The sequence below is a fragment of the Microvirga terricola genome, from assembly GCF_011777495.1.
In the GTDB taxonomy this organism is placed as follows: Bacteria; Pseudomonadota; Alphaproteobacteria; order Rhizobiales; family Beijerinckiaceae; genus Microvirga; species Microvirga terricola.
This window is the reverse complement of sequence record NZ_JAATJS010000008.1, coordinates 38,110-63,519: the sequence shown is the minus strand read 5'-3', so window position 1 is coordinate 63,519 and position 25,410 is coordinate 38,110. Positions and strand designations below refer to the sequence as shown.

Sequence of the window (25,410 nt, the reverse complement as noted above, 5' to 3'; positions counted from 1 at the left end):
GGGAGTGCCGGCGTGCCGATACGCTCCAATGGGGATGTCGAAAATGAGCGTCGCGAGTGAAACACAGAGTCAGGCGCTGTCCGGTGTCGTGGCTGCACCGCTGCACTTTCTGATGGGGGCACTGAATGCGCCCATGGTCTTCATTCAGAAGCGGTTTGGGATCGGAGGCATGGGAGCCGTTTTTCTCGCTCCCAACATGCTGATTTTCAGCATCTTCGTTCTCGTTCCCGTCGCGATTAATTTCGCTTATTCGTTCTCCGGTGGCATGGCGATCTTTTTTGGGGAGCGCCACTTTGTCGGGTTTGAGCAATATCAAACGCTGCTCACTTGCGCGGATTACACGCAACCGGCGACCTGCCGTGAGGATGCCTTCTGGCAAAGCATCCACAACACCGTTTTCTTTGTTGTGGTGCAGGTGACGGTCCTTGTGTTGGTGGCGCTCGTCACTGCGCTGGTGCTGAACCGAGAAATGCGCAGTCGAGGCTTCTGGAGGGCCGTCTTCTTTTTTCCGGTGCTTCTGTCGCCCGTCGTGGTTGGCTTGATCTGGAAATGGATCCTGCAGCGCGACGGGCTGCTTAACGCCATTCTTGTCGAATATGGGTTGGAGCGGACGCTGTGGCTTGCGGAGCGCAACTGGGCAATGTTCTGGGCCATCTTCGTGTCGGTCTGGGCACACCTTGGCTTTTACGCACTCATCCTTCTGGCCGGCTTGCAGGCCATTCCGCGCGATCTCTATGAGGCCGCGATGATGGACGGGACGCGTGCCTTTCGGACTTTCTGGAGGATCACGCTACCGCTTCTGTGGCCCAACCTTCTTGTTGTGATCACTCTCGTGCTGATCCGTGCTGTCCAGATCTTCGACGAGGCCTATGTTCTGACCGGCGGGGGACCAGGAACGAGTACGCTATTCATCACGCAGTACATTTATGAGACCGGATTTGCTCACGTCCTCCGAAATCTGGGCCTCGCCTCCGCGGCCTCGATGCTTATGGGCTTGGTTCTGGTTGGCTTGACGCTGCTGCAGCTGATGGCGTCAAGCCGCCGTAATCGGGAGGGGCGTGCATGAATGCGATATCGACCTTTTTGCTCCGGCGCCGTGGCGGCAAAGGATGGCACTGGACTGACGTCCTGTCCTATCTCTGGCTCGCGATAGGCCTGTTCCTGATGTTCGGCCCCATCGTCTGGCTTGCTCTTTCATCGTTCAAGACGCCAGCGAACCTGGTCGAGTTTCCGCCGACGATGTTGCCTCTCGACGCCCGCTTGGCGAATGTCCAGGGCTATGACAAACCGCTGCCGCTTTACCGGGTGAAGCAGGACGACGGCACTGAGCGAGTGCTCGCCCAGGTGCGTCGTGTCGGTCTCATGGCGCAGATGGTGGATCCTGCGAATCAGGGCGAACTCGTGCGCGTGCCGATAGATAAGCGTAGCCCGGAGCGGGAGGTGAAGCTCGCGACGGGGAACTACACCGAGCCCCTGCAGCAGTTCAATTTTCTGCGCTACTTCCAGAACTCGATTTTCGTAACGGTCATGGCGACCATCATTACCCTGATCGTCAACTCCATGGCGGCGTTCGCTCTGTCCAAATACGAGTTCAAGGGCCGTACGGCGGTTCTGGGGATCATTCTTGCGACCCTCATGGTGCCCCTGTCGGTGATCGTGGTACCCCTCTATCTCGTCGTAAACGAGATGCGCCTCTTTGATACCCTTTGGGGAGTGATCCTCCCCACCGTGGCAACGCCGACTGGCGTTTTTCTCCTGCGTCAATATATGCTGACAATTCCGGACGAATTGATCGACGCGGCGCGCATGGACAAGGCGTCCGAGTGGCAGATCTACTGGCGCATCGTGCTGCCGCTCGCGGCGCCGGCTCTCGCAGTGCTCGCGATTTTTTCGATCATGTGGCGCTGGAATGACTTTCTGTGGCCGCTTATCGTTTTGTCTCGCAAGGAGCAATATACGCTTCAGGTCGGCCTCAATGCCTTCTCTGGAGAGTTGAACGTTCAATGGCACTATGTCCTTGCAATGACCGTTCTCTCGATCCTTCCCGTCGCCGCCATATTCCTGTTCCTTCAACGCTACATCACCAGTGGCATTGCGAGTACAGGTCTGAAGTGATGCCCAACCTAGTCGGAAAGAGAGCGCCGTGAGTCATCTCTCCTTACAGCAGATCACGAAACAGTTCGGGGCCGTGAATGTGCTGCACGGCATCGACCTTGAGGTTCGAGACGGCGAGTTTGTCGTGTTCGTCGGCCCCTCGGGGTGCGGAAAGTCGACCCTGCTGCGAATTATTGCGGGATTGGAGGCGTCAAATGCCGGCGAGATCCGGTTGGATGGCCGCGTTGTTAATGACGTGTCAGCGGCCGATCGTGGCCTCGCGATGGTGTTCCAGTCTTACGCTCTCTATCCGCATATGAGCGTCCGTCAAAATCTCGCTTTCGGCCTTGAGAACAGCCGCATGCCAAAGGCGGAGATTGAGGCTCGGGTCATGGAGGCGGCCCGGATGCTTCTGATTGAGCCGCTTCTCCATCGCAAGCCCGGCCAACTTTCCGGAGGCCAACGCCAGCGTGTCGCCATCGGTCGCGCGATTGTTCGGCGACCCGGAATTTTTCTGCTCGACGAACCGCTGTCAAATCTCGATGCGGAGCTGCGCGTGGTAATGCGGGCCGAGCTCGCGGCGCTTCACAAGCGTCTCGCTGCGACGATGATCTACGTGACCCACGATCAGACAGAGGCCATGACGCTGGCCGATCGCATCGTCGTTCTGCGCGATGGTCGCGTTGAGCAGGTCGGAAGTCCGCTTGAGCTTTACAATAGGCCTGCAAATCGCTTTGTTGCCGGTTTCATAGGCTCGCCTCGCATGAATTTCGTCGAGGCGAGTGTCACGCCCGCGGGGCTCGATGTCGGCGGGCGGCGGCATCCCGTTTCAGACATCAATCTAGCGCCGGGGGCGTCGATTACGCTCGGCGTACGGCCACATGAAGTCGACATTGCCGATGTTGACGACGGGACCTTGGCGCTTGAGATCTCCCTTGTCGAGCAGCTTGGCGCGGAGACTGTGATTCACGGCAAGACGCATCTTGGTACGAGCTTCACGCTGACCGCGCCTGGGCAGGGTCGGTTCGCAGTTGGCGACAGGATTGGGATCGCGCTGCCAAGCGAGGTCCACGTGTTCGATGAGACGGGAAGCTCTGTTCCGCGTAGTGGCGTCTAAAAATAGGGCGGCTTGCCGTGCCATCCTAAAGCTCAACTAGGTCCCGTTAGCGCGCCAACCATCCTCCGTCGACGGGAAGGACGGTGCCGTGGATGTAGTTCGCCGCTTGCGACGACAAGAACACCGCGGCACCTCCGATATCCTCCGCGCGGCCCCAGCGTCCTGCCGGAATGCGGGACAGGATTTCGGCACTTCGCTTCTCATCCTGCCTCAGGGCTTCAGTATTGTTGGTCACGATGTAGCCCGGCGCGATCGCGTTGACGTTGATGCCCTTCGCCGCCCACTCGTTCGCGAGCAGCTTTGTCAATCCCGCCACACCGCTCTTGCTTGCTGTGTAGGAGGGAACACGGATTCCACCTTGAAACGACAGAAGCGAAGCGATGTTGATGATCTTTCCACCTTGTCCGTCCTTCAGCATGCGCCGCGCGGCGGCCTGACAGAAGAAGAAGGTGGTCTTGAGATTGAGACTCATCACGTCGTCCCAATCTTGTTCCGTAAAATCAATCGCATCCGCGCGGCGGATGATGCCGGCATTGTTGACGAGGATATCGACACGTCCAAGATCCTCAGCTGCGTCAAGGATCTTTTCAATCGGTTCTAGGCTTGAAAGATCCGCCGCGACCGCCCTGAACGGCACTTTTGTCGGCGCGATCAGCTCTCGCGTCTCATCCATCGAGGATCGCCCGACCGCAACGACGCTGGCTCCTGCTTGTGCGAGGGCAAGGGCGATCCCTTGTCCGATACCGGTGTTGGCTCCGGTGACAATGGCGACTTTGCGTCCGAGGTCGAAGGCGTATGACATCAGGTAATCTGCATGAGAAGGAGGTGACCCTCTCTTTCTATGCCATTTCTTCAAGACTCGCGACATGAATCAGTCGAAAGTGCCAATGAGCATGTTCTAAACTCTAAGAAGTGGCTGCCACGGCAAGAATCTGAGCACTTATGCGCTTGAGGATTACACCGCCATTCGCCATGTCGTGGTGAAAACGGGGTAAAGGCATTGTCCATTGTCGTGGGGGTTGGAGGCGCAGACGTCTCCAGCCAAGCTTTCGCCCTTGGCGAATTTTCTGAACAAAGCCGCTCGCAGCGCTTTAATGGGATCAGGGCCTGCACGCATATGACGTAAGAGGCCGGATCGACGTGACGAGTCCGTGGAGACGATCATGCGTGGCGTCCGTTTCTTGATTGGGGGATGCGCCACTGCCTTTATGACGCTCTGCCCCGGTGAGGCGTCGCGGGCGGAATCTGCTGCCTCGCAGGTGGGACGTGAGGCTTTCACAGGCATGCCGCCGGCGGTTGATCGCAGCAACCTCTACAGCGAGGCGTCAGCCGACCGGATCAACCCTTCGCTCAACGGACTGAAGCCGCTCGTCTATGTCCCGAATGTTAAGTCCGGCGATGTCTATGTAATCGATCCCGCGTCGTTCGAGGTCGTCAATCGATTTAAAATTGGCCATAGCCCGCAACACGTCGTCCCTTCTTGGGACCTTAAGACCTTGTGGGTGACGGAGAGCAGTGAAGGGCGTCGTACTGGGGGCAGCCTTGTGCCAATCGACCCGCAGACAGGAAAGCCTGGCTCTCCGATTCCGGTTCCCGATGCCTACAATATGTACTTCACGCCGAACGGTGCCTTCGCGATCATCGTCGCCGAGGCCTACAAGAGGTTGGAGTTCCGCGATCCGCAGACAATGGCCTTGCGGCACTCGCTGAATGTTCGCGACTGCCCCGGCATCAATCACGCCGATTTTTCCATCGATGGTCGCTATGCCATCTTCACATGCGAGTTTGGCGGCCGCCTTGCAAAAATTGATTTCTCAAAAGGGGATGCCGTTCAGATCTTGAAGTTGTCGAAAGGAGGGATGCCTCAGGACATTCGCATCTCGCCCGACGGAAAGACTTTCTATGTCGCGGATATGATGGCCGATGGTGTTTTCGTCATCGACGGCGAAACACTGTCGGAGATCGGCTTCATTCCGACAGGAATCGGCACCCATGGACTTTATCCGAGTCGCGATGGGCGCAAGCTTTATGCGACCAATCGCGGCTCCCATCGCATCAATGGCCTCCGCAACGGCCCCGGCAGCGTGTCGGTCATCGATTTTGCGACCCGCTCAGTCGAGAGCACTTGGCCCATTCCGGGAGGCGGCAGTCCCGATATGGGGCAGGTCAGCGCGGATGGAGAGCGCCTTTGGCTTTCGGGTCGCTTTGACGACGTTGTCTATGCAATCGACACTAAGACCGGCACCGTGCACTCCATCCCAGTCGGCCGCTCGCCGCATGGCCTCACCGTATGGCCACAGCCGGGCCGCTACTCGCTGGGGCATACGGGAAATATGAGATAGTCATGCTCGTAGTCCGGCGGCCTTAAGCGAAGTGTTGGTCTGCGACGGCGCCTCTTGCGCCCCGCGCCAGGAGCCGAAGAAGCCGAGAAGGCGCAGGGCATTCAAGGTCACGAGAACAGTGCCGCCCGTATCGGCGATGATTGCCATCCACAACCCGGTCATTCCCGTGACGGTCGTCACAAGGAAGAGAGCCTTCAATCCGAGTGCGATGGCGATGTTCTGGCGGATGTTGCCCATGGTCGCACGCGACAGCCGGATCATCGCGGCGAGATCGGTGACCCGATTCCGCAGGAGTGCTGCATCGGCGGCCTCGAGAGCTACGTCCGTACCGGAGCCCATAGCCACACCCACATGGGCCGCCGCGAGCGCGGGAGCGTCGTTGATGCCGTCACCGACCATCAGCGTGTGACGGCTCTCTGCCATTTTACGGACGACATCGGATTTGTCGCTCGGCATCATCTCGGCGCGCACGCCGATGCCCAGGGCGCGTCCGATGGCCTGGCCTGTCCTGGCGTTGTCACCCGTCAGCATGACAGCCTCGACGCCAAGCGCCTTGAGATCGGAAAGGCCCTTTTGCGCATCGGCCCGAGGTTCATCGCGGAAAGCCAGGATCCCCGCAACGGTGCCTCCCTTGACGACGAGCGCAACGGTCTTGCCTTCTTCCTCAAGAGCTTCGAACCGGCGGATCAGGTTGGTGTCGGGGGCGGCCCGTTCTGCCGCGAAGCGTGGCGCGCCGATAAAGATCGGCTGCGATCCAATCGTTCCTTCCATGCCGCGACCCGGAATTGCTCGGACGTTCGTGGCACTCGCAAGAGAGACGCCATCCTTCTCCACGCGCGCAGCGACCGCCTGCGCGAGAGGATGGTTGGACTCCCGTTCGATGGCTCCGGCCAGGGCGAGAACCTCGCTCTCGGTCGCGCCGATACCAACGACGTCCGTGACAAAGGGGCGACCGAGGGTGAGAGTGCCCGTCTTGTCGAAAGCGACGACTTGGGCTTTCGCAAGACTTTCGACGATGGCGCCGCCCTTCAGGAGGAGCCCATGGCGGGCTGCTGTCGAGAGGCTCGATGCGATGGCCGCAGGCACCGAGATGACGAGTGCGCAAGGGCAGCCGATCAGCAGAAGAGACAGGCCGCGATAGATCCATGTCGACCAATCGCCACCCATCAGCAGGGGAGGGAGAACCGCCACAAGAGCCGAGAGCCCGACGATGAAGGGCATATAGACGCGCGAGAAGCGATCGATGAGCCGCTCGGTCGGAGCCTTCGCTTCCTGCGCTTCCTCCACCAAGGCGATGATGCGCGCGATCATGTTGTCCTGTGCCGTGCGCTCGACTCGGACACGGATGGCCCCATCGTGGTTGATGGAGCCAGAAAAGATATCGGCGCCCGGCTCTTTGAGTTTGAGGATGGACTCGCCCGTGATGGGCGATTCATCGACGCTCGAAGTGCCCTCGATCACCTTGCCGTCAGCCGGCACGCGGTCTCCTGGACGCACGAGAACGACCTGTCCAACTCGCAGGCTATCCGCGGGAACCTCGCGCAATTGGCCCGCTTCCTCGACGATGGCCGTCTTGGGGACGAGTGCCGCCAGAGCCTTGATGCCTGCTCTGGCCTTGTCGGCGGCAAAGCCTTCGAGCACTTCGCCGACCGCGAAGAGGAAGACGACGATGGCTGCTTCTTCCGCAGCGCCGATGAACAGAGCGCCGACCGCTGCGATGGTGAGCAGCATCTGGATCGTGAAGGGCGCTCCCGCCATGGCGGCCATGAGGGCGCGGCGGGCCACAGGGGCCGCAGCGATGACCGTTGCGAGAATGAAGACCCAGTGGGAGGCCTCTGGCACCACAACGCTTGCAGCATAGGCCGCGACGACAAGCAGGCCCGACGTCAGGGCGATCTTGCCCTTGCGGGTCGCCCACCAGCGCGGTGCGGGTTTTTCAGCGGCCTTCACCGTTGATGCGTTCGCGGGAGTGGAGGCGTCGCGCATCAGGTTCGGTTGATAGCCGAGGTTTTTCAGTTGGCTTTCGATCGTCGTGCCGGGTGTCTTGGCCTCGTCGAGCACCAGCGACAAGGTCTCGTTCGTAATGGAAACCTTGATCCCCGAGACGCCGGGCAGGCGTTCAAGAGTCGTACGGATCGTGGCCGCGCAGCTTCCGCAATCCATCCCGCTGACTTTCCAGACCTGCGCATCGGCTGAAGGGGTCTCATCGTGTCCATGATGGCTGTGGCCGTTCGCGCCATGATCATGCCCGCACGCACTATGATCGTGACCATGGGCATGCCCATGGTCGTGTCCGCAGCTGCTGAGGGCATGATCGGCTTGCTTTTCCGCCTTGGTCTGCAGCCGCGTCGGCTTGTAGCCAAGCTTGCCAACCCGCTTCTCGATCTCGGATGCCTTGGTCCTTTCCTCGTCCAGAATCAGGGTCAAGGTCTCGTTGGTCACGGAAAGCGCGATCTGGGAGACGCCCGGAAGACGCTCCAGAGCCTTGCGGATCGTAGCGGAGCAACTGCCGCAATCCATGCCTTCCACCTTCCACGTGATCGATGCAGGGGCGGCCGGGGCAGTTGTCTCGTGCGGGTGGTCGTGACTGCAGCACGCGTCATGAGCGCGGTCGTGTGCAGGAGCTTTGCTGAGAGGGGTGTTCATCCGATTCCTCACGAGTGCGTCAGGTTGCAGGTTGACATCGGATGGCAAACCTAATTCCTCTAGTAACTATAGGTTCAAGAGGAAAGTCCATGCTCGAGCGAACTTTTTCGATCGGCCATGTCGCGGCGGTGACCGGATGCAAGGTCGAGACGATCCGCTTTTACGAGGGAATCGGCCTCCTTCCTGAGCCGGAGCGCACGGAAGGCAACCAGCGCCGCTATCTCGCCAAGCATGTGGAGCGATTGCGTTTCATCATGCACGCGCGGGAGCTTGGCCTCGCCGTCGAGGCGATCCGCCAACTCATTGCCTTGGGCGAGAATCCATCGGCCCCGTGTGAGCAGGCCGACGAAATTGCCCGTCAGCAGCTTGAGTCCGTCCGCCGGAAGATTGCTCGCCTGACAGAGCTCGCTGCGGAGCTGGAGCGTATCGTCGCGAGCTGTGACGGCAAAAGCATCGCCGATTGCCGAGTTTTCGAGGTCTTGGCGGACCATAGCACCTGCGACCACGGAGGCGCCAAGGTTCGGCCTTGAGGCCAAAATGAAAAGGCTGCAGGGCGGACCTGCAGCCTCTCAAGCTTCGTGACGCTTCCGCTTTAGTGAGCCGGGGTCGGGGTGTAGCCGGCGAGGGTGATGATGCCGCTGATCTGGGCGAAATCGGACGCGCCCTCGACCGACACAAGTTTAGCTTCAGGACTCGCGGTCACCTTGGCGCCGGGAATCGAGCTTTCGATAGCGCTCTTGATCGTACCGGCGCAGTGACCGCAGGTCATATCCTCGACGCGCACCGAAAGGCCCGCTCCGGTCGCCGAGGTGGAGGCGTGATCATGAGAATGTTGGTGGCTGCTGCACATGGGAATGCTCCGTTTCAGGTCAGTGCAGCAAAGGTGCAGTGTTCCCACATGGGAAGGTCAAGCCCCTTTTTAGATTGGGATGAGCCTCAGAAAACATCGAGGCCAAGATCGAGGATCGGCGCACTATGCGTGATCCATCCGGTCGAGATCAGGTCCACACCGGTCGCGGCAATCTTTGGGGCCGTTTCGAGGGTCACCCGTCCCGATGCTTCGGTGACGGCCCTTTTCCCGACACGCTTGACCCCCTCGGAGAGCATGGCCGGAGCCATATTGTCGAGCAGGACCGCATCCACGCCGACAGCCAGCGCCTCGTCAAGTTGGTCGAGCGTATCGACTTCGACCTCGATCTTCACGAGATGACCCACAGTGGCGCGAGCCCTCTCGATAGCCGTGCGTACGCTGCCGGCGATCGCAATATGGTTGTCCTTGATCAGGACGGCATCATCGAGCCCGAAGCGGTGGTTTGATCCGCCTCCGGCGCGAACGGCGTGCTTTTCCAAGGCGCGAAGATTCGGAGTGGTTTTTCGGGTGCACACGATCTGAGCATGGCCATGCGGCCTGACGGCTTCAACAAGCTTCGCCGTCGCGGTCGCGATACCGGACATCCGGCACATCACATTGAGCGCTACGCGTTCAGCTGAGAGAATGCTGCGGGCCGGTCCTTCCAGCCTGATGACCGCTTCACCCTTGCCGACCCGCGCGCCGTCCGGGCGCTCGACAACGGCGACAATCGTGGGATCGACCAAGGTGAAGGCCAAGGCTGCGGCGTCGACGCCTGCCACGATACCAGGCTCACGAGCGACAATCGCCCCCTGCAGAGTTGCCGTTGCGGGGATGACTGCATCCGTCGTGATATCGCCTGCGCGACCGAAATCTTCGAGCAGGGCCGCTCGCACGATAGGCTCGACCAACAAACGCGGTAGCGGCGCCAGACTCTCCAATCCGCTGGTTTCCACTTTCATGCCACTCTCCTTGCCGGCTCTGTCGTCTCTCTGTCGATCTGTGCTGCGATGCGAAGGGCTTCATCGAGCGTGATCGCCTGTTCTTTTGCTGCGATTTGACCGGGATAGTCCCGCCGCTGATGAGCACCTCGGCTTTCGCGCCGCCTGTAAGCGGTAGTCGCGATCAATAAGCTCACGAGAGCTGCGTCGTTCGACGCGGTCGTCTCATTCGACAACATTGCCCGCAGCTCACGGATAGCGCTCGATAGGCCGGAGGCTTCGCGGAGAACACCGACCTGCTGATCCATGATCTGTCTGATCCGTGGTGAGGCCAGACGGGGCCGACGTGTCTCTTGCAGGCGGGTGGAAGGCGATGAGACTTTTGCCGGGGGGATAACGCTCTTCACATCCTCGGCAATCCACCGGGCATAAGCCAATGCTTCCAGCAGCGAATTGCTCGCGAGGCGGTTCGCGCCGTGAAGGCCCGTCGAGGCCACTTCGCCACACGCCCAGAGGCCCTCGATAGAGCTGCGCCCGTGGCTGTCGACCTTGATCCCACCCATGTGGTAATGCGCCGCCGGGCGCACGGGGATCGGTTGCAGAACCGGGTCGATCCCTGCCAACTTACAAAGCGCGGCCACTCCTGGAAATCTTTTTTGGATCGTTTCGCCGAGAGTCTCTCTGGTATCCAGAAAGACGCGCTCGCCGGCTAAAATCTGCGCGAAGATCGTGCGAGCGACGACATCTCGTGGAGCAAGCTCCGCGCCGGGAATGTCCTGCATGAAGCGCTCGCCCCGACCATTGATGAGAACCGCGCCTTCACCACGCAGGGCTTCGGTCGCAAGCGGCATCGGATCGAGGCCCACCGCGATGGCGGTCGGGTGAAACTGAACGAATTCCAGATCGCGCAGGACAGCACCGGCGCGAGCCGCGATAGCAAGCCCAGCGCCTGTCGAGGAAAGAGGATTGGTCGTGTGTGCGGAAAGCCCGCCAATTCCGCCGGTGGCAAGGATAACAGCCCGTCCGATTACCACGAAGGGCTTGTCCATTCCTGCCTGCAAGCAGAGAACACCGGCAATAGAGCGGTTGTAATCGAGCACGAGATCGGTAACGCGCGTCTCTTCCAGAATTTGGATGGACTCTGTCTCCCGCGCAGCCTGGATCAAAATCTCCAAGACGCGCTTCCCGGTTCTGTCGCCTCCGGCGTGAACGATGCGTCGACGAGAATGCGCGGCCTCCAGCCCCAGTATCAGGCGATCTTCCGACTCACGTCGGTCGAAGGGAGCGCCGAGGGTCACTAGCCATTCGACGCAGGACGGAGCGGCCCGCGCGACCCTCTCGGCAACGCCCGCATCGCTCAGTCCCGCGCCCGCGCGGAGCGTGTCTTCGGCGTGCAAGACGGGAGCGTCGTCTTCTCCGAGAGCAGCTGCAATTCCGCCCTGTGCCAACGGCGTCGAGGCTTGTTCGCCGAGCGGCGATGCAACGATCAGCATCACCGGTAAAGGAGCAAGCTGCAGGGCCGCGGCAAGGCCGGCGATCCCGCCTCCAACGACAATGACGCGATCCTGCGGGGACGCTTTCATGGAAGCCTCTTATCGAACTGCCAACATCCGCTCGACGGCGATTCTCGCCCGTGCGGCGAGAGTGGGATCGATCAGGACTTCGTGCTGGCGCAGCTCAAGTGCCTTCCGAATATTCGGCAACGTGATGCGTTTCATGTGCGGGCACAGGTTGCACGGCCGTACGAACTCGACTTCGGGATACTCGACAGCGACGTTGTCACTCATAGAGCATTCCGTCACGAGGGCGACGCGGCCGGGCCGCTTCTGGCCAACGAAGTCGATCATGCCAGCGGTCGAGCCCGCAAAATCGGCCTCCGCCACCACTTCAGGCGGCGCTTCAGGATGGACCAGCACCACGACGTCGGGGTAGCTCTCGCGCACGGAACGGATGTCCTCGGCCGTGAAGCGCTCATGCACCTCGCAGTGACCGGCCCATGTGATGATCTCGACCCCGGGTATTTGCGCGGCCGTATTTTGCGCGAGGAACTCGTCAGGAAGCATGATGACTTTCGAAACACCAAGCGATTCGATCACCTTCTTCGCGTTACCCGATGTGCAGCAGACGTCAGATTCCGCCTTCACTGCCGCCGAAGTGTTGACGTAGGTGACCACGGGTACGCCAGGATGTTGGGCGCGCAGCTTGCGGACATCCTCGGCCGTGATCGATTCCGCCAGGGAACAGCCCGCCTTGCTGTCCGGAATAAGAACCGTCTTGTTCGGGTTGAGGAGCTTGGCGGTCTCAGCCATGAAATGCACACCGGCCACGACGATGATATCCGCGTCGGTGGTTGCTGCTTCGCGCGCCAGCGCTAGGCTGTCGCCGACGATATCGGCGACCGTATGGAAGATCTCCGGCGTCTGATAGTTATGAGCGAGGATAACGGCATTACGCTCGTGCTTGAGAGAGAGGATAGCCTCGATATCGCCCGCAAGAGCCGGCCATTCCATCGGGAGGATGTGATGGCTGACCCGCGCATAAAGGTCGGGCAATGGGAGCGGCGCTGCGGATAGCGACGTGGTATCGACCATGATGGTTTCCTATGCTCAAACTGAGCATTAGTGGGTTAGACAAGGATAAAATCGGAAGCCGGCTTGTTATGCTAAATTTGAGTATAAGCCTTCGTCAACCCGTAATTTCATCACAGGTCGGTGCGTCGCGTCCCTGGGAGGCGCAGGCCGGGCGCCGGGCGCTCGACCAGGACTTCACGCCGGAACCGCACCAGTCTCGCCGGTCGCCCACCCGTCTCGGTTGTGGTCTGCCCAGTTTCCTCAGCGAGGCCTTGTGTTTCCACCAAGCGGCGGAAGTTCTGCTTGTGCAGTCGGACGCCTGAAAGGGCCTCCACCGTCCGCTGGAGCTCCAGTAACGTAAACGCGTTCGGCATCAACTCGAAGATGACGGGGCGATACTTGATCTTGCCCCGCAGGCGTCCAATGGCGGTTGCCAGCATGCGGCGGTAATCGAGCGCCATTGATTGACCCGGGGCCAGCTTGGGCCTCGGCGTAGAGGGCTGGCCGCCCTCACGCAACGCTTCAGGCACGAGGCGGGCCTCGAAGAGGAGTTCATAACGTTCGAGGACGCGCTCATCCGTCCAGGCGCCCGATTCAAGGCCGAAAGTCAGTTCTACACGCTCTTCACGAAACTGCCGGAGCGGCTTGCCCCCTTCGCGGACCCAGGTCCTCAGGGCAGGGGAGATGACATCGAGGGCTTTGGGGCGTCCCTCACGCCAGTCCTCCCATGGCAGGTAGTCGTACCAATTCCGCCAGGTGGCATGTGCCAGCCCCGCTGGGCGCGCCTCTCGGACAAGGGCGAGATAGGCAATCGAGAGCGCGTGCCCAGCTTTGGGGGAAGCTACCTCCGCGCGGTCCCGGTCGCCGAAGGTGTAAAGCTGCTCGACATAGCCGAGTTTCAGTTCCGTTTGCTGAGCGACCCAGGCGCGCAAGCCCATTTCCAAGGTCCGGTGCTCCGACTGCAAGGGGCCGGAGGGAAGGCCATCAAGGTGCTGTGGTGTGGCGCGGACGGTCAGAACGCGAGGCTCGTCCGGCGTTGCAGCCATGATGACGGCGCTGAGATCCGCCGACAAAGGGGTTTGCTTACGCGCTGAAGACCGGGACGATGAAACGGACGGCATGGGTACTCAAGAGCGAACACGATTCTGGGAGGCTACCAACAATGGGATTTTACGCCTGCTGCGTCGAGAGGAACTTTCGACGGGACGCATTCCCGAATCGGATTGCCGATACGAGAAGAACCCCGTGCGAGGCACGGGGTTCTTCATAGCTTCCTTGCAGCGGTCGGCGGGTGACCGTCAATCGCCAAACCCTGATGGATGGGCCACACGCCAGTTCCAGGCGGTCTGCACGATATCATCCAGCGAGGCGTATTGTGGCTTCCAACCCGTGTCCTTCTGCAGGCGGGCGGGCGATGCGACGAGAACAGGCGGGTCTCCCGCTCGCGGAGGGCCGATCTTGTAGGGAACCTTGCGGCCCGAGATGCGCTCCACGGCTTCGATCACCTGAAGGACGGAATAGCCTGTGCCGTTGCCGACATTGTAGCGCCCACTGAATCCGGCCGCGAGGCGGTCGAGAATGCGCAAGTGAGCATCCGCGAGGTCCGTCACATGGACATAGTCGCGAACGGCAGTTCCATCGACCGTGTCGTAGGTGTTGCCGAAGATCGTTAGCTCCGTCCCCAGGCCGAGTGCGGCATTGATCGTCAGCGGGATCAGATGCGTCTCGGGATCGTGATCCTCTCCCAGCCGTCCCTTCGGATCGGCGCCGGCGGCATTGAAGTAGCGGAGGGCAGCCCAGTTGAGACCGTGGATCTGTTGCGCCCACTCGAGTCCACGTTCCGCCATGAGTTTCGATTCCCCGTATGGAGAGAGGGGCGCGAGCTTCGAGTCTTCGTCGATCGGGATGCGATCCGGCGTACCAAACAAGGCCGCGGTCGAAGAGACGACAAAGCGGTTGCAGCCGGACTTGATCGCCGCTTCGGCGACGCGCAACGTGTTGCTGACATTCTCGGCAATGTAGCGGAGAGGTTCGCGCATACTCTCGCCAACGAGAGAACGCGCTGCGAAGTGGAGGACGCCATCGAAGCGCCACGCCGCAAAGACTTCCTGCAGTCGGTTCCGGTTGGCAATGTCCTCGACGATCAACTCGACGCCCTGAGGGACCGCTGAGCGATGCCCCTGGGACAGATCATCAATGACGACGACCTCGTCGCCGCGTTCGACGAGTGCAAGAACCGTATGGCTGCCGACATATCCGGCGCCGCCGGTAACAAGAAACCTAGCCATGTTCTGTACCCTTGGCTGATGGCGCTCCACGGTAGCGCAAGGCTACAGAGGCTCTTCTGTTGATTTGCATAATATGAGACACAAGTCGCTCGGGAAAAGGCATCTCAGATGATCTGCGTGCCGCCGTACCGAAGCGCCCCGGTCCAGACCTGTTCAAGGCGCTGGAGGGTTTTGAAGGCAATTTCGAGCTCGCGCTTCTCCTCGGCGTTGCGCGCGACCAGCCGGTAATAGGAATCATCCATCTTCCGGACGGCCTCGCAGAGCTTCCGCCCCTTTTCCGACAAGCGGATGCGCGCGGAGCGCCGGTCACGCTCCGATGCGGTGCGATCGATATGACCTGTCTCGAGGAGGCGCTTCAGGTTGTAGGATGCGTTCGAGCCCAAATAGTAGCCCCGGTCGATGAGGTCGCGAACCGTCAGTTCGTCGGCGCCGATCGTGAACAGCATCATGACCTGCGACGGGCTGAGTTCGTCCACTCCAAGCCGTCCCAGATCGAGCCGGAATAAATCAAGGTACCGTCGGTGTACGCGCTCCACGACCCGTAAGAGATCGAGGTGCGAAACGGGGGACATGTCTTCTGCGGTGGTCATGGAATCCGTTGGTGGCGTGCCGCCCCCCAGAGGGGTCGGCAGTGGCGGAAGGTGAGTCAGATTATCGTGCGGCGCTTTCAGAAAGCACCTCATTTCTTGGCTGATTTTATATTCCATGCTGTCCTGCCACGGTTCAAGTGTTTAGTTCGAATTTTGAACTATTTCCGAGGCGTTTTCCCCAAACTTGTAAGTTGTATTACATTGTTTTATTTAATTTAAATGCCGTACCCCAGATGACATTCGCTGATTTTATCATATGATAGTATTGAAATTTGTCGAGTGGCGAGACTAGTGGAAATATTCCCATATTTGCCCCTTGTTAATACTCTTATGAGCCCTGTTTTTGGTTGAAAATATCGCCCGAGAAAGGGTGCGCATGCACAAGGTAACTGTTTCCGAACATGCAGCCGATCTCATCCATCGCGGCCGCAAGGCCTTTGTGATGGGTGTCGTCTACGCCGGCGTCTTGAGCGCTATCATCAACGTCCTGCAGCTTACCGTTCCCCTGTTCATGCTGCAGGTGCACGACCGGGTGGTAAACAGTCAGAGCCTCGACACGTTGGCGATGCTGATTGTCATTGCGATCGCGGGCCTTGTCCTTTTTGGTGTTCTCGATTTCGTGCGGGCGCTGACTTTTCAGGTGATGGGCAGCATGGTGGTCCGCAGGCTGAACCTTCCGGTTCTGCAGGCAACGGTTGCGGCCTCCGTGCAGCATGGCTCGGCGCGCGCCGGGCAAGCGATTCGCGATCTGAACGACATTCGCTCCTTTATCGCCGGCAGCGCGATCGGCGTTCCGCTGGAGGCGATCTGGTGCCCAATCTTTCTGGCCGTTCTTTTCGCCCTGCATCCGCTTTACGGTCTGGTTGCGCTGACCTCGGCGACGCTGATTGTGGCGCTCAGTCTGATCTCCGATCTTCTGACACGACGCTCTCTCAAGAAGGCGAATGAGGCGGCTATTGCCGGCATCGGCGAAATCAGCGGGAGCCTTCGCCATGCCGAGGCCATCGAAGCGATGGGAATGCTGCCTGCCCTGGCAAGGCGGTGGCGCGGGGCGCAGCTTCGCGCCCTCGATCTTCTCGATACGGCGACGACTCGTGGCCGGGCGCTGTCGTCGCTGACGCGCACATGCCGCTACATGATGCAAATTGCCGTGCTGTCGGTTGGCGCGACGCTCGTGATCAAGCAGGAGGTGAGCCCCGGCTCGATGGTCGCCTCCAGCATCATCATGGGACGTCTTCTGCTGCCCTTTGATTCAATGGTGGATGGCTGGCGGCAATGGGTCTTTGCGTTGGCGGCGTGGAAGCGCATTCGCGACTTGCTCGAGAACGAAACGCCGAGCCGCGATACGAAGCCGACTCCACGTACCGTTGGCGATCTCGTTGTCGATCGGTTGGTGTATGCCCCGCCAGGAGCGGATGTCCCGGTTCTCAAAGGCATTTCATTTTCGCTCTCGCCGGGTGAGGTGCTTGGGATCGTGGGACCATCGGCGGCCGGAAAGTCAACGCTCGCGCGCCTGCTCGTTGGCGTGTTGAAGCCGACGGCAGGGGGGATCTATCTCGACGGCCATAATGTCTTCCTGTGGGAGCGCGATTCCTTCGGCGACATGGTGGGATATCTACCGCAAGCCATATCGCTTCTCGACGGATCGATCCGTGAGAACATCGCAAGGATGCGCAACGAGGATCCGCGTCTGGTGCTGGAGGCGGCGCGCCTCGCCGACGTTCACAACATGATCGGACGCTTCCCCCTGGGCTACGATACGCGCCTCGGGGACGGAAATTTTCTGCTCTCCGGCGGGCAGCGCCAACGAATCGCGCTGGCGCGCGCACTTTATGGCAAGCCGCGCCTCATCGTGCTCGATGAGCCCAACGCCAATCTGGACACGGAAGGTGAGCGGGCTCTTCTCCGAGCCATCGCGGCGGCGCGCGCAGATGGGGCGATCGTCATTCTGATCGCGCACCGCCCCTCCATCATGCAGGTCGTCGATAAAATGCTGGTTCTGCAGGATGGGCGGGTGGCCCAGTTCGGTCCCCGCGCCTCGGTGGTCGATTTGAAAGGCGCCGGCGAGAAAACCGCCAACGCTGTTCCGGGCATTCGAGCGGTTTAGGGAAAGGGGGACGTCACATGTCAGGGGCCCAAATCCTTGTTCGGAACCGCGATACGCTGCTTTCTGAGCCCGTGATCGACCAGAAGACCTGGGTTGAACGATTCGAGGGCGAGGAACAAGGCGGCCCCTCCTTCAGGGCTCCGGTCATTGCAGGCTTGGTTGCAATCATTGCGGGCGTCGGCGGGTTTGTCGGCTGGGCTTTCGCTGCTCACCTCGACAGCGCTGCCATAGCGACGGCCACTGTCGTGGTGGATTCGAAACGCAAGACTGTCAGCCATTGGGAAGGTGGCATGCTGAAGGCGTTGCTCGCTCAGGAGGGGGATCTGGTTCAAGCCGGCCAGCCGCTATTACGCCTGGATGATACACGGGCGAAGGCCGACCTTGAACAATTGCGTGCCAAAAGGCTTGGCCTCGAAACACGGCTTCTGCGGCTTCGGGCCGAGCAATCGCATGCCGCGGAGATCGTATTCCCGGATTCCTCCTCCGCCATTGCGCAGGATGTGATTCAAGCAGAGCGAAAGGTTTTCATCTCCCGTCGGCAGATGTTCGATCGGAGGGTTGAGATCCAACGGAAGACGGTCGAGCAGCAGGAAGCCGAACTCAGCGCCATTCGCGCGCAAACAGAGGCAAATAACCGGCAATCGGAGCTATTGAGTCGGGAGCTGAACGCTGTCGCGGGCCTCGTCGAAAAGGGCTATGCGCCGCGTCCCCGTCTGACGGAGTTGCAGACCCGGGAGAGCGAGCTGGTTGGCCGCGGAGCAGAACTCGTCGCCCGCAAGGCAAAGGCGGAGCAAGCCAAAGGTGCTGCCGAGCTGGAGATCCTGTCGCTCGAAAATGACTTCCAGCAACAGGTTGCGGCGGATCTTCAAGCGACGCAGCTTGAGCTGGCGGATACGGTTGAGCGCATGAGCGCCGCGACGGATGTGCTGCGCCGGGTCGAAGTGGTTTCGCCGCAGGCCGGCGTCGTGACCAACATCCGCACAAGAACTCCTGGCGGCGTGATCGCTCCCGGTCAGGCCATCCTCGACATTGTCCCCGAGCATGAGCCGTTGATCGTCGAGGCGAAGGTTGGCCTGCGCGACATCGACTCGGTGCGCGTCGGAGCGCCCGTCCAAGTGCGTCTGACCGCATACAACAACCGCAGCCTGCCGCCGCTGTCGGGTACACTGACCTATGTCGCGGCGGATCAACAGGTCGACGAGCGCGGCGACACCGCATTCTTCGTGGCTCGCGCATCAATTTCGCCGGAGAGTCTCGCGGCGAATTCGGCCATCAAGCTCTATCCCGGAATGCCCGCCGAAGTTTTGATCGTCAACAAGCCTCGCCGGGCGATCGATTATCTGATCGCGCCGGTTACCGAGAGTTTCAACCGCGCGTTCCGAGAGGAATAAGAGGCGACTCCGCCACTTCAGAGCGGAAACTCGCGCAACACGAAAATAGGCACGTAGCGCCTCGCCGACGGTTATTCGGCGGGCGGGCCGATTGCGCGCGAATAGCAGCTCTTGCATCCACGACATGGGTTCAGTCGTGATGCGGGGACGCGTGGCGGAGTAATTTGCTTCGAATTTGCAAATGTTTTGTTTTAACAACAATAATGTAATAATAATGGATTTCTGAATAATTTAAACATAGTATATATACAAGATAAAGTTCGTCGTTCTTGTCGTTTTAAGCTTTACAATTCTTTCTGATTTCACCAATGTTGCGGTGCGGCGAGTAGCGAATGCGAATTCGGCGTCCGCGTGCCTGGATTTATTCGCTATGCGCTCGTTCGCTCTGGTCGATCGACACGATCCGGCGGGCAACCGTCCCTCCGGCCTAGACATCAAGGAGATAGATATGGCGACTCTTGAGGGTGGTGCCTTCCACGACGTACTGCATGGCACCAACTCTCCCGACGTGATCTTCGGACATGGGGGAGATGACTTGATCTTCGGCGGCAATAGCAGCGATGCGCTGTTCGGCGACGACGGCGATGACATCCTGTTCGGCGGCAATGGAAGCGACGCGCTCTTCGGAGGCAGCGGCAACGACATTCTCTTCGGCGGTGCCGGCAACGATCTTCTGCAGGGCGGTGCGGGCGACGATATTCTCTTCGGCGGAAACGACGACGATATCCTTCAAGGCGGCGCGGGGGACGACTATCTCCGCGGCGGCAACGGCAATGACATTCTGCAGGGCGGCACTGGCAACGACATGCTCGATGGCGGCTCGGGCAATGACATCCTGCAAGGCGGCGATGGCGACGACGCTCTCGACGGTGGTTCGGGGAACGATCTGCTACAAGGCGGCGCCGGCGACGATATTCTCCGCGGTGGCTCGGGCAACGACATCCTCGACGGCGGCGCGGGCGACGATATCCTGATCGGTGGTTCGGGGCGCGATGTGTTCGTGTTCAGCGGCGGCGGCGGCAACGATGTCGTGATGGACTTCAAGGTTGGAGAGGACATTCTCCAGATCGCGAAGGGCATCAACGGGACGGATATCGCATCCGCCAGCGACCTTGCGAGCCGCCTGTATCAGGTCGGTCACAACACGATCGTCGATCTTGGCAATGGCGACACGATCACACTCGTGAACGTCAATGCGTCCGACGTTCAGCACCATCCGGGCGACTATTTCACCGTTCACTAGCGCAACTAGGCACCGCAGCACGCTGCTGCGGTGCCACCTCTGGGGCATAAGGAAGCGATGGCGCTGCTCGAATCTTCCGAAACGACGCTCGATCCGGTGACACAGCCGCAGGCCGTTCTTCTGGGCCGTGGGGTCGTCCTGTTGATGTGGGATGTTCCGCAAACGGTGCAGGCTCCGACACCGCTATCGGCCGCGGAAGGCAAGTCCATCATGCCAACGGCATCGTTGCGACTGGCTCGCTGCGATGGCGGGACTCGTTTGCTGTGGGCACTGCGTTGCCCTGACGGCGGGCCGCTGAACCTCACACTGTCGACAGGCTCTCTTGGATTGAAGGCCAATCTCTCCCTTCAACCCGACGCGACCCTTCCGGAGATCAATTCGGCGGACCTGACCGAACACCTGGATCCGCAGGCACGTGTAATGCTCGCTTCGATATTGTTGAATCTTTGGAGCGGCCTCTTCCACCTACAGCGCGACAAATTGTTCGTCCAGCTTCTGTTCGACCTGCTGGAAAGACTGCCATCGACTCCGTTGCTGGCAAGAGTTGTCGCGCGTGCAGTCGGTGGTATCGTGCTCCTGCAAACGACCCCTGCCGCAGAATTCGGTAAGATCGACGCGATCTATCGTGTCACGCGGGACGATGTTGGTCGGCTCGAGGGCATTCCTCATCGGAGTGCTTTGAAAGACAAGAGCGAGATCATGCACCTCCTCACCCCGGGGAGGGAACTCAGTGGGCGCGATGCCTACATTGTTCTCACGGGGCCCGAGGGGCTTCAGATCCGATCTCTCGTCAAGCCAGGAAAGCAGCCACCGCCACTGACGAAATGGTTTCGCGAGCGGGCAAAGCGTGCCGCCGGCCTGCGCGAACACCTTCTGATCGAACTGTCTCGATACGCGCCTTTTGGCGTGGCTGCAGCACTTGAAACGCAACTGAACGCACCGCTGGAGCCGCAGCGGGTTGGCTCACCTTTGTCCTCAAGCCTGTCCGCGGAAATTACGTGTGCGCTTCCGACGCCCTCAGGAATGCTCGTGGCGGGCTGGCTACGAGACCCGCTGAATCTAACTGCTGGCATCGCAGCAATTGACGCTGATGGCTCAATCCACGATTTGACGAGCGCGCTGCGCCGCTATCCTGTCCACCTCGGGGGAGAGGATTCTAGGCGTGTCAACGCCATGGGTTTTGTCGCCCTCTCTCCATCTCCAAGTGGGGATGCCCCCATTCTTCAGCCACGCTTCCGCTTGTTGCTGAAGTCCGGCGCCTACCACTCTCTCACCCCACCTGTGCAGCCTGCTGACCCAGCGGAGGCCCGGGCTGCAGCGCTGCGTGCGGTTCCTGCGCATCATGTTGATGAGACGATGCTTGCCGAAATTCTGGCGCCGGTCATCACTGACTTGCATGCGAAGGCGAGTGCAATCACGGGACAACCGCTCATCCGTCAAATCGGCGAGCCGGCAGTGCGCCCAAAAGTCTCGATTATTGTTCCTCTCTACAAAGTCTTAGACTTTATGAGATTCCAGATTGCGGCATTCGCGACAGATCCCTGGTTCCGAGAGCACGCCGAACTGATCTACGTCTTGGACTCGCCTGACCAGGCAACGGAGGTCGATCATCTTCTGGTCGGGTTGCACATGGTCTATGGCCTGCCCGTCACCCTCGCTATCATGAATCGCAATGGCGGTTACGCGCGGGCATGCAATACCGGGGTCACTATCGCCCGAGGAAGGGCGTTAGCCCTTGTCAATTCGGATGTCATTCCGCTCGCGCCGGGGTGGATTTCGTCTCTTGTCGCAAAGCTCGACAGCCGCAAGCGTGTAGGCGCTGTCGGCCCGAAGCTTTTGTTTGAAGACGGGTCCCTTCAGCACGCGGGAATGTATTTCGCACGCGACCATCGCGGACGCTGGCTCAATCATCACTACTTCAAAGGCATGCCACGCCACTATGCTCCCGCAAAAGAGGAGAGGGTTGTCCCCGCGGTCACAGGCGCTTGCCTTATCATGGCGCGCGACCTGTTTGAGAAGGTCGGTGGCTTCTCAGAGGACTATGTCATTGGCGACTACGAGGACAGCGACCTGTGCCTCAAAATCGCGACAGCCGGCCGTAAAATTTTATACGCCCCGAACATCGAGCTCTATCACCTCGAACGAAAATCGATGTCGCTCAATTCCGAGTACATGAAGGGCATTGCCTGGCAATACAATTGCGCTCTGCACGGCTCCCGTTGGGGGGACATGATCGCCAATCTGATGAAGGGCCATGCCTATCCCCCAAAAATGAGGAGTGCAGCATGAACGCTCAGGTCGGAAATCGGATCAATGCTTACGAAGCGCTGCCGGCACTATCGGAGGAAAGCAGGCTCTCCTGGTTGATGGAGGCGATCGAGCGCAATCGCTTTCTGCCAGTTCCTGCGCCTGAGAATGTTTTTGTCGGCGATGGCAATTTCAAGGCGATAGGCGCAGAGTTCCTCGGCCATTTCGTCCGCATCGGTGATCTCAGCCCGTCAGATCGCGTGCTCGACATTGGCTGCGGGATCGGCCGTATGGCGCTTCCTCTGACCCAATACCTCGACGAAGCCACCGGCTGCTACGAGGGCGTCGATCCCGTCGGCGAGGGCATTGCGTGGTGTGTAAAGAACATAACACCGGCTTATCCGCGGTTCCGGTTCTGCCAGATCGATCTCGCCCACGAACTCTACAATCCGGGCGGTTCTCTGGTGGGCCACGAGGTTGTCCTGCCATTTTTGGATGGGAGCTTCGATTTCATAGCGATGGTTTCCGTGGCGACACACCTGCCTCTTTCGGAAATCGCCGCTTATGCAAGGGAGGCCATGCGGCTCCTCGCTCCGGGCGGCCGCCTGTTCATGACCGCCTTTCTCGTCCTTGAAGGGGATCAGGAGCGCGCTGGAGCGAGACCACAGTTTGCGCCTGGAGCGGAAGCAGGCACATGGTACGGTGATCCATCCGCGCCGCTTGCAGCCATCGGCTTCGACAAGACGGTTATCAAGCAGGCGATCCGATCGGCAGGGCTCGATATAAAGCGCGTGGACTTGGGCCATTGGCGCGGCATCAACAGCACCCATTATCAGGACATTATCGTCGCAACGAAAACAGGAGCCGCGTAACCATGCGCATCCTCGCCGTCGCGCATAACCATCCTGATCTGCATCCGGGCGGAACAGAGATCTTTTCGCACGATCTTTTCCGCGAGTTTCGATCCCGGCCAGGGATCGAGGCTCTTTTTCTCGCCGCGACGAATCGTGTGCATCGCGAGCCGCGGCCGGGGACGAGCTTCCAAGCTGTCGGGGACGCACCAGATGAAGTGATCCTCTGGAGTGGCCACTTCGATCACTTCTATCTGAGTCAGATCGATACGTACGGCGTCGTTCCTCATCTTGAGAATCTGCTGAAGGAGTTCCGCCCCGATGTCGTCCACATCCATCACATCCTTTTGCTCGGCGTTGAGTTCATTGCAATCGTGCGGCGTGTCCTGCCCCAGGCTCGGATTGTCCTCACGCTGCACGACTACTACGCAATATGCGCTCACGACGGGCTGATGATGCGCCCACGGGGCCGAGAGCGGTGCGAGAAGGCTTCGCCGAACCGTTGCAATGCCTGCTTCCCAGAGACTGCTCCAGATCGCTTTTTGCTGCGTGAACGGCATCTCAAAACACTGTTCGCGCAAGTCGACCGTTTTATTGCGCCCAGCCACTTTATAAGAGACCGCTTCATCGCCTGGGGTTTGTCGCCGGCATTGATCGACGTCGTCGCGAATGGCCGCCCGGCAGCCCAAGCGGCTTCGCATCGACAATCGCACGATGGGCGGCGCCTGGTATTCGGTTATTTCGGCAACATTAACCCTTGGAAGGGTGCCGCGGTTCTTCTGAAGGCGTGCCACCTCCTGATCTCAGAGGGCGTCGAGGGTTTTGAGCTTCGTCTCCATGGAGGGACACCCTTCCAGGCGGAAGGATTTGTCGAGGAAATCGAAAAGCTCGTGCGGGATGCCGGGGTGCGAGTTGTAAAACTCGGCCCTTACCGGCGTGACGAAGTGCCTGCCTTAATGGAAGCAGTAGACTGGGTAGTGGTCCCTTCGATCTGGTGGGAAAATTCGCCTCTCGTTATCCAGGAGGCCTTTCTCCATCGCCGGCCCGTCATCGCGAGTGGCATCGGCGGAATGGCAGAAGCGGTGGCTGATGGCGTCAATGGCTTGCACGTCCGCCCCGATGATCCGGTTGCGCTGGCTCGCGCGATGAGGCGAGCAATGGATGAGCTTGATCTCTGGAAGACCCTTGTCGAGGGAATAGCTTCTCCTCCCGACATGGCGCAGGTCGCGGACCAGCATCTCCACCTCTATCGCAGCATCGCCGACTCGGCGCAGGCAGCATGAGAGCGACATGAGCATCGCAGAAGTCAAAGCGGCACTTGCACCAGTCGTGCCTCCAGCAAGCCAGATTCAGGGGCGGCTGGATACCATCGAGAGCCGGCGGCTCTATGGTTGGGTTTGGGATCGCGGGCATCCCGACGAACGGATTCTCATTCGCGTGCTCTTTCGAGGTCGTGTGGTTGCTTCGACCACGGCCGATCGCCCACGCATCGATCTTCGACGCAATGGCATCGGCGATGGCGCCTATGCTTTCGAGGTCGAACTGCCCGACGCTGTTGGGAATGAGCCTGACGCCCTGGAAGTCGTGGCATTCTCACGTACAACAGGAGAAGAAGTCGTTCTCCCGGCGCCGAGTCAAGGAGAGCGGGCCGCCGAAGCGGCCATCAGCGCTCCGCTCAACCGTGTCTTGGATCAACTTGAGGTGCTCATTGCAGCTCAGCGCCGTTCGCAGATTATTCTCCGAGAAGCGGCAGAGGCGATGCGCGGCACCGCCGAGCAGGTCGAGCAGATGTCCTCGAAGGAGGATGGAGTCGGCGCTGCGCTCGAAGTCGTGCGATCGAGCCAGGGTGAATTGGTCCAGCGCGTTGCGGATGTTGAACTGTTTTTGATGCGGTTCGATCAGATAATCGCGAGCTTTGACGAGCGCATCAAGGATCTCGCTAACGCCGCCGACCGGCCGATGCGCCGGGCCGTAGCAATTCTCATAATGCTGACGGCGGTATCCGCGGTCGGCGCCATCGCCACTCTCTTCGTCGCTATGCGATAGGGACCACATGACGATTGCCGCACGCCTTCCGATGCAACAAGAACTTCCGCCGCATCCCCCGCATGCCGAAAGCATTGCCGTGGCTCC

General features: G+C 60.1%; 21 protein-coding genes. 12 read left to right on the top strand and 9 right to left on the bottom strand.

What is annotated here, in order from left to right:
* Positions 1-34: 34 nt before the first annotated feature.
* Genes HB375_RS17365 through HB375_RS17355 form a run of 3 tightly spaced genes read left to right on the top strand, consistent with a single transcriptional unit; the run spans position 35 to position 3,211 of the window.
* The gene (locus HB375_RS17365; protein ID WP_167674358.1) at positions 35-1,066 is read left to right on the top strand and encodes a carbohydrate ABC transporter permease; all 1,032 of its coding nucleotides are present in this window, start codon (positions 35-37) and stop codon (positions 1,064-1,066) included.
* Entirely contained in the window at positions 1,063-2,115 is a 1,053-nt protein-coding gene (locus HB375_RS17360; protein ID WP_167674356.1) for a carbohydrate ABC transporter permease, read from the top strand. The genes HB375_RS17365 and HB375_RS17360 overlap by 4 nt, the downstream gene beginning before the upstream one ends.
* Positions 2,116-2,143: 28 nt before the next feature.
* Complete coding sequence (locus HB375_RS17355; RefSeq protein ID WP_167674354.1) at positions 2,144-3,211, top strand: sn-glycerol-3-phosphate ABC transporter ATP-binding protein UgpC; 1,068 nt, start codon at positions 2,144-2,146, stop codon at positions 3,209-3,211.
* Positions 3,212-3,257: 46 nt separating this feature from the next.
* Here HB375_RS17355 and kduD read toward each other — a convergent pair whose 3' ends face one another.
* A complete protein-coding gene (kduD, locus tag HB375_RS17350) occupies positions 3,258-4,013 on the bottom strand; it encodes a 2-dehydro-3-deoxy-D-gluconate 5-dehydrogenase KduD (RefSeq protein WP_167674351.1) in 756 nt (251 codons plus the stop codon).
* A 361-nt stretch (positions 4,014-4,374) separates the two neighbouring features.
* Between kduD and HB375_RS17345 the strand changes: the two genes are divergently transcribed.
* Positions 4,375-5,553: a YncE family protein gene (locus HB375_RS17345; RefSeq protein ID WP_205800254.1), complete on the top strand. Its 1,179-nt coding sequence runs from the start codon at positions 4,375-4,377 to the stop codon at positions 5,551-5,553.
* Here the strand turns inward: HB375_RS17345 and HB375_RS17340 are convergent, their stop codons facing one another.
* Entirely contained in the window at positions 5,554-8,199 is a 2,646-nt protein-coding gene (locus tag HB375_RS17340; RefSeq protein ID WP_167674349.1) for a heavy metal translocating P-type ATPase, read from the bottom strand.
* Positions 8,200-8,288: 89 nt separating this feature from the next.
* Here HB375_RS17340 and HB375_RS17335 point away from each other — a divergent pair, with 89 nt between their 5' ends.
* Positions 8,289-8,729 carry a MerR family transcriptional regulator gene (locus tag HB375_RS17335; protein ID WP_167674347.1) on the top strand — a complete coding sequence of 147 codons (441 nt, stop codon included), beginning with the start codon at positions 8,289-8,291 and terminating at the stop codon, positions 8,727-8,729.
* Positions 8,730-8,791: 62 nt separating this feature from the next.
* Here the strand turns inward: HB375_RS17335 and HB375_RS17330 are convergent, their stop codons facing one another.
* The 7 genes from HB375_RS17330 to HB375_RS17300 form a co-directional block, all read right to left on the bottom strand.
* Positions 8,792-9,049: a heavy-metal-associated domain-containing protein gene (locus HB375_RS17330; RefSeq protein ID WP_167674345.1), complete on the bottom strand. Its 258-nt coding sequence runs from the start codon at positions 9,047-9,049 to the stop codon at positions 8,792-8,794.
* A gap of 86 nt (positions 9,050-9,135) precedes the next feature.
* Positions 9,136-10,011 carry a carboxylating nicotinate-nucleotide diphosphorylase gene (gene nadC, locus HB375_RS17325; protein WP_167674343.1) on the bottom strand — a complete coding sequence of 292 codons (876 nt, stop codon included), beginning with the start codon at positions 10,009-10,011 and terminating at the stop codon, positions 9,136-9,138.
* Positions 10,008-11,573 (bottom strand): L-aspartate oxidase, encoded by a 1,566-nt coding sequence (locus HB375_RS17320; protein WP_167674341.1) that lies wholly within the window; start codon positions 11,571-11,573, stop codon positions 10,008-10,010. Before HB375_RS17320 ends, nadC begins: the two co-directional genes overlap by 4 nt.
* A gap of 9 nt (positions 11,574-11,582) precedes the next feature.
* Entirely contained in the window at positions 11,583-12,581 is a 999-nt protein-coding gene (nadA, locus tag HB375_RS17315) for a quinolinate synthase NadA (RefSeq protein ID WP_167674339.1), read from the bottom strand.
* A 110-nt stretch (positions 12,582-12,691) separates the two neighbouring features.
* Positions 12,692-13,681 (bottom strand): NUDIX hydrolase, encoded by a 990-nt coding sequence (locus tag HB375_RS17310; RefSeq protein WP_167674337.1) that lies wholly within the window; start codon positions 13,679-13,681, stop codon positions 12,692-12,694.
* A 177-nt stretch (positions 13,682-13,858) separates the two neighbouring features.
* The gene (gene galE, locus HB375_RS17305) at positions 13,859-14,848 is read right to left on the bottom strand and encodes a UDP-glucose 4-epimerase GalE (RefSeq protein WP_167674335.1); all 990 of its coding nucleotides are present in this window, start codon (positions 14,846-14,848) and stop codon (positions 13,859-13,861) included.
* A 104-nt stretch (positions 14,849-14,952) separates the two neighbouring features.
* Complete coding sequence (locus HB375_RS17300; RefSeq protein WP_167674333.1) at positions 14,953-15,438, bottom strand: MarR family transcriptional regulator; 486 nt, start codon at positions 15,436-15,438, stop codon at positions 14,953-14,955.
* 376 nt (positions 15,439-15,814) lie between these two features.
* On the opposite strand from HB375_RS17300, the gene HB375_RS17295 reads away from it, so the two are divergent.
* From HB375_RS17295 to HB375_RS17265, 7 genes are all read left to right on the top strand, one after another.
* On the top strand, positions 15,815-17,545 hold the full coding sequence (locus HB375_RS17295) for a type I secretion system permease/ATPase (protein WP_167674331.1): 1,731 nt from the start codon (positions 15,815-15,817) through the stop codon (positions 17,543-17,545).
* A gap of 17 nt (positions 17,546-17,562) precedes the next feature.
* Positions 17,563-18,936 carry an HlyD family type I secretion periplasmic adaptor subunit gene (locus HB375_RS17290; protein WP_167674329.1) on the top strand — a complete coding sequence of 458 codons (1,374 nt, stop codon included), beginning with the start codon at positions 17,563-17,565 and terminating at the stop codon, positions 18,934-18,936.
* Positions 18,937-19,384: 448 nt separating this feature from the next.
* On the top strand, positions 19,385-20,179 hold the full coding sequence (locus HB375_RS17285) for a calcium-binding protein (protein ID WP_167674327.1): 795 nt from the start codon (positions 19,385-19,387) through the stop codon (positions 20,177-20,179).
* Between the two features lie 57 nt (positions 20,180-20,236).
* Positions 20,237-22,468, top strand: coding sequence for a glycosyltransferase (locus tag HB375_RS17280; RefSeq protein ID WP_167674325.1), 2,232 nt, complete (start codon positions 20,237-20,239; stop codon positions 22,466-22,468).
* Positions 22,465-23,298: a class I SAM-dependent methyltransferase gene (locus HB375_RS17275; protein ID WP_167674323.1), complete on the top strand. Its 834-nt coding sequence runs from the start codon at positions 22,465-22,467 to the stop codon at positions 23,296-23,298. The genes HB375_RS17280 and HB375_RS17275 overlap by 4 nt, the downstream gene beginning before the upstream one ends.
* Positions 23,299-23,300: 2 nt before the next feature.
* Entirely contained in the window at positions 23,301-24,560 is a 1,260-nt protein-coding gene (locus tag HB375_RS17270; RefSeq protein WP_167674321.1) for a glycosyltransferase family 4 protein, read from the top strand.
* Positions 24,561-24,567: 7 nt separating this feature from the next.
* A complete protein-coding gene (locus tag HB375_RS17265; protein WP_167674318.1) occupies positions 24,568-25,323 on the top strand; it encodes a hypothetical protein in 756 nt (251 codons plus the stop codon).
* The last annotated feature ends 87 nt before the right edge of the window (positions 25,324-25,410 follow it).

Excerpts from the sequence above, each read along its gene's own strand:
- nadA (WP_167674339.1), bottom strand. The coding sequence starts at position 12,581 with ATGGTCGATACCACGTCGCTATCCGCAGCGCCGCTCCCATTGCCCGAC.
- HB375_RS17340 (WP_167674349.1), bottom strand. The coding sequence starts at position 8,199 with ATGAACACCCCTCTCAGCAAAGCTCCTGCACACGACCGCGCTCATGAC.
- HB375_RS17360 (WP_167674356.1), top strand. The coding sequence starts at position 1,063 with ATGAATGCGATATCGACCTTTTTGCTCCGGCGCCGTGGCGGCAAAGGA.
- nadC (WP_167674343.1), bottom strand. The coding sequence starts at position 10,011 with ATGAAAGTGGAAACCAGCGGATTGGAGAGTCTGGCGCCGCTACCGCGT.
- HB375_RS17275 (WP_167674323.1), top strand. The coding sequence starts at position 22,465 with ATGAACGCTCAGGTCGGAAATCGGATCAATGCTTACGAAGCGCTGCCG.
- HB375_RS17320 (WP_167674341.1), bottom strand. The coding sequence starts at position 11,573 with ATGAAAGCGTCCCCGCAGGATCGCGTCATTGTCGTTGGAGGCGGGATC.
- HB375_RS17300 (WP_167674333.1), bottom strand. The coding sequence starts at position 15,438 with ATGACCACCGCAGAAGACATGTCCCCCGTTTCGCACCTCGATCTCTTA.
- HB375_RS17310 (WP_167674337.1), bottom strand. The coding sequence starts at position 13,681 with ATGCCGTCCGTTTCATCGTCCCGGTCTTCAGCGCGTAAGCAAACCCCT.
- HB375_RS17295 (WP_167674331.1), top strand. The coding sequence starts at position 15,815 with ATGCACAAGGTAACTGTTTCCGAACATGCAGCCGATCTCATCCATCGC.
- HB375_RS17330 (WP_167674345.1), bottom strand. The coding sequence starts at position 9,049 with ATGTGCAGCAGCCACCAACATTCTCATGATCACGCCTCCACCTCGGCG.
- HB375_RS17280 (WP_167674325.1), top strand. The coding sequence starts at position 20,237 with ATGGCGCTGCTCGAATCTTCCGAAACGACGCTCGATCCGGTGACACAG.
- galE (WP_167674335.1), bottom strand. The coding sequence starts at position 14,848 with ATGGCTAGGTTTCTTGTTACCGGCGGCGCCGGATATGTCGGCAGCCAT.
- kduD (WP_167674351.1), bottom strand. The coding sequence starts at position 4,013 with ATGTCATACGCCTTCGACCTCGGACGCAAAGTCGCCATTGTCACCGGA.
- HB375_RS17285 (WP_167674327.1), top strand. The coding sequence starts at position 19,385 with ATGGCGACTCTTGAGGGTGGTGCCTTCCACGACGTACTGCATGGCACC.
- HB375_RS17345 (WP_205800254.1), top strand. The coding sequence starts at position 4,375 with ATGCGTGGCGTCCGTTTCTTGATTGGGGGATGCGCCACTGCCTTTATG.
- HB375_RS17335 (WP_167674347.1), top strand. The coding sequence starts at position 8,289 with ATGCTCGAGCGAACTTTTTCGATCGGCCATGTCGCGGCGGTGACCGGA.
- HB375_RS17290 (WP_167674329.1), top strand. The coding sequence starts at position 17,563 with ATGTCAGGGGCCCAAATCCTTGTTCGGAACCGCGATACGCTGCTTTCT.
- HB375_RS17265 (WP_167674318.1), top strand. The coding sequence starts at position 24,568 with ATGAGCATCGCAGAAGTCAAAGCGGCACTTGCACCAGTCGTGCCTCCA.
- HB375_RS17365 (WP_167674358.1), top strand. The coding sequence starts at position 35 with ATGTCGAAAATGAGCGTCGCGAGTGAAACACAGAGTCAGGCGCTGTCC.
- HB375_RS17270 (WP_167674321.1), top strand. The coding sequence starts at position 23,301 with ATGCGCATCCTCGCCGTCGCGCATAACCATCCTGATCTGCATCCGGGC.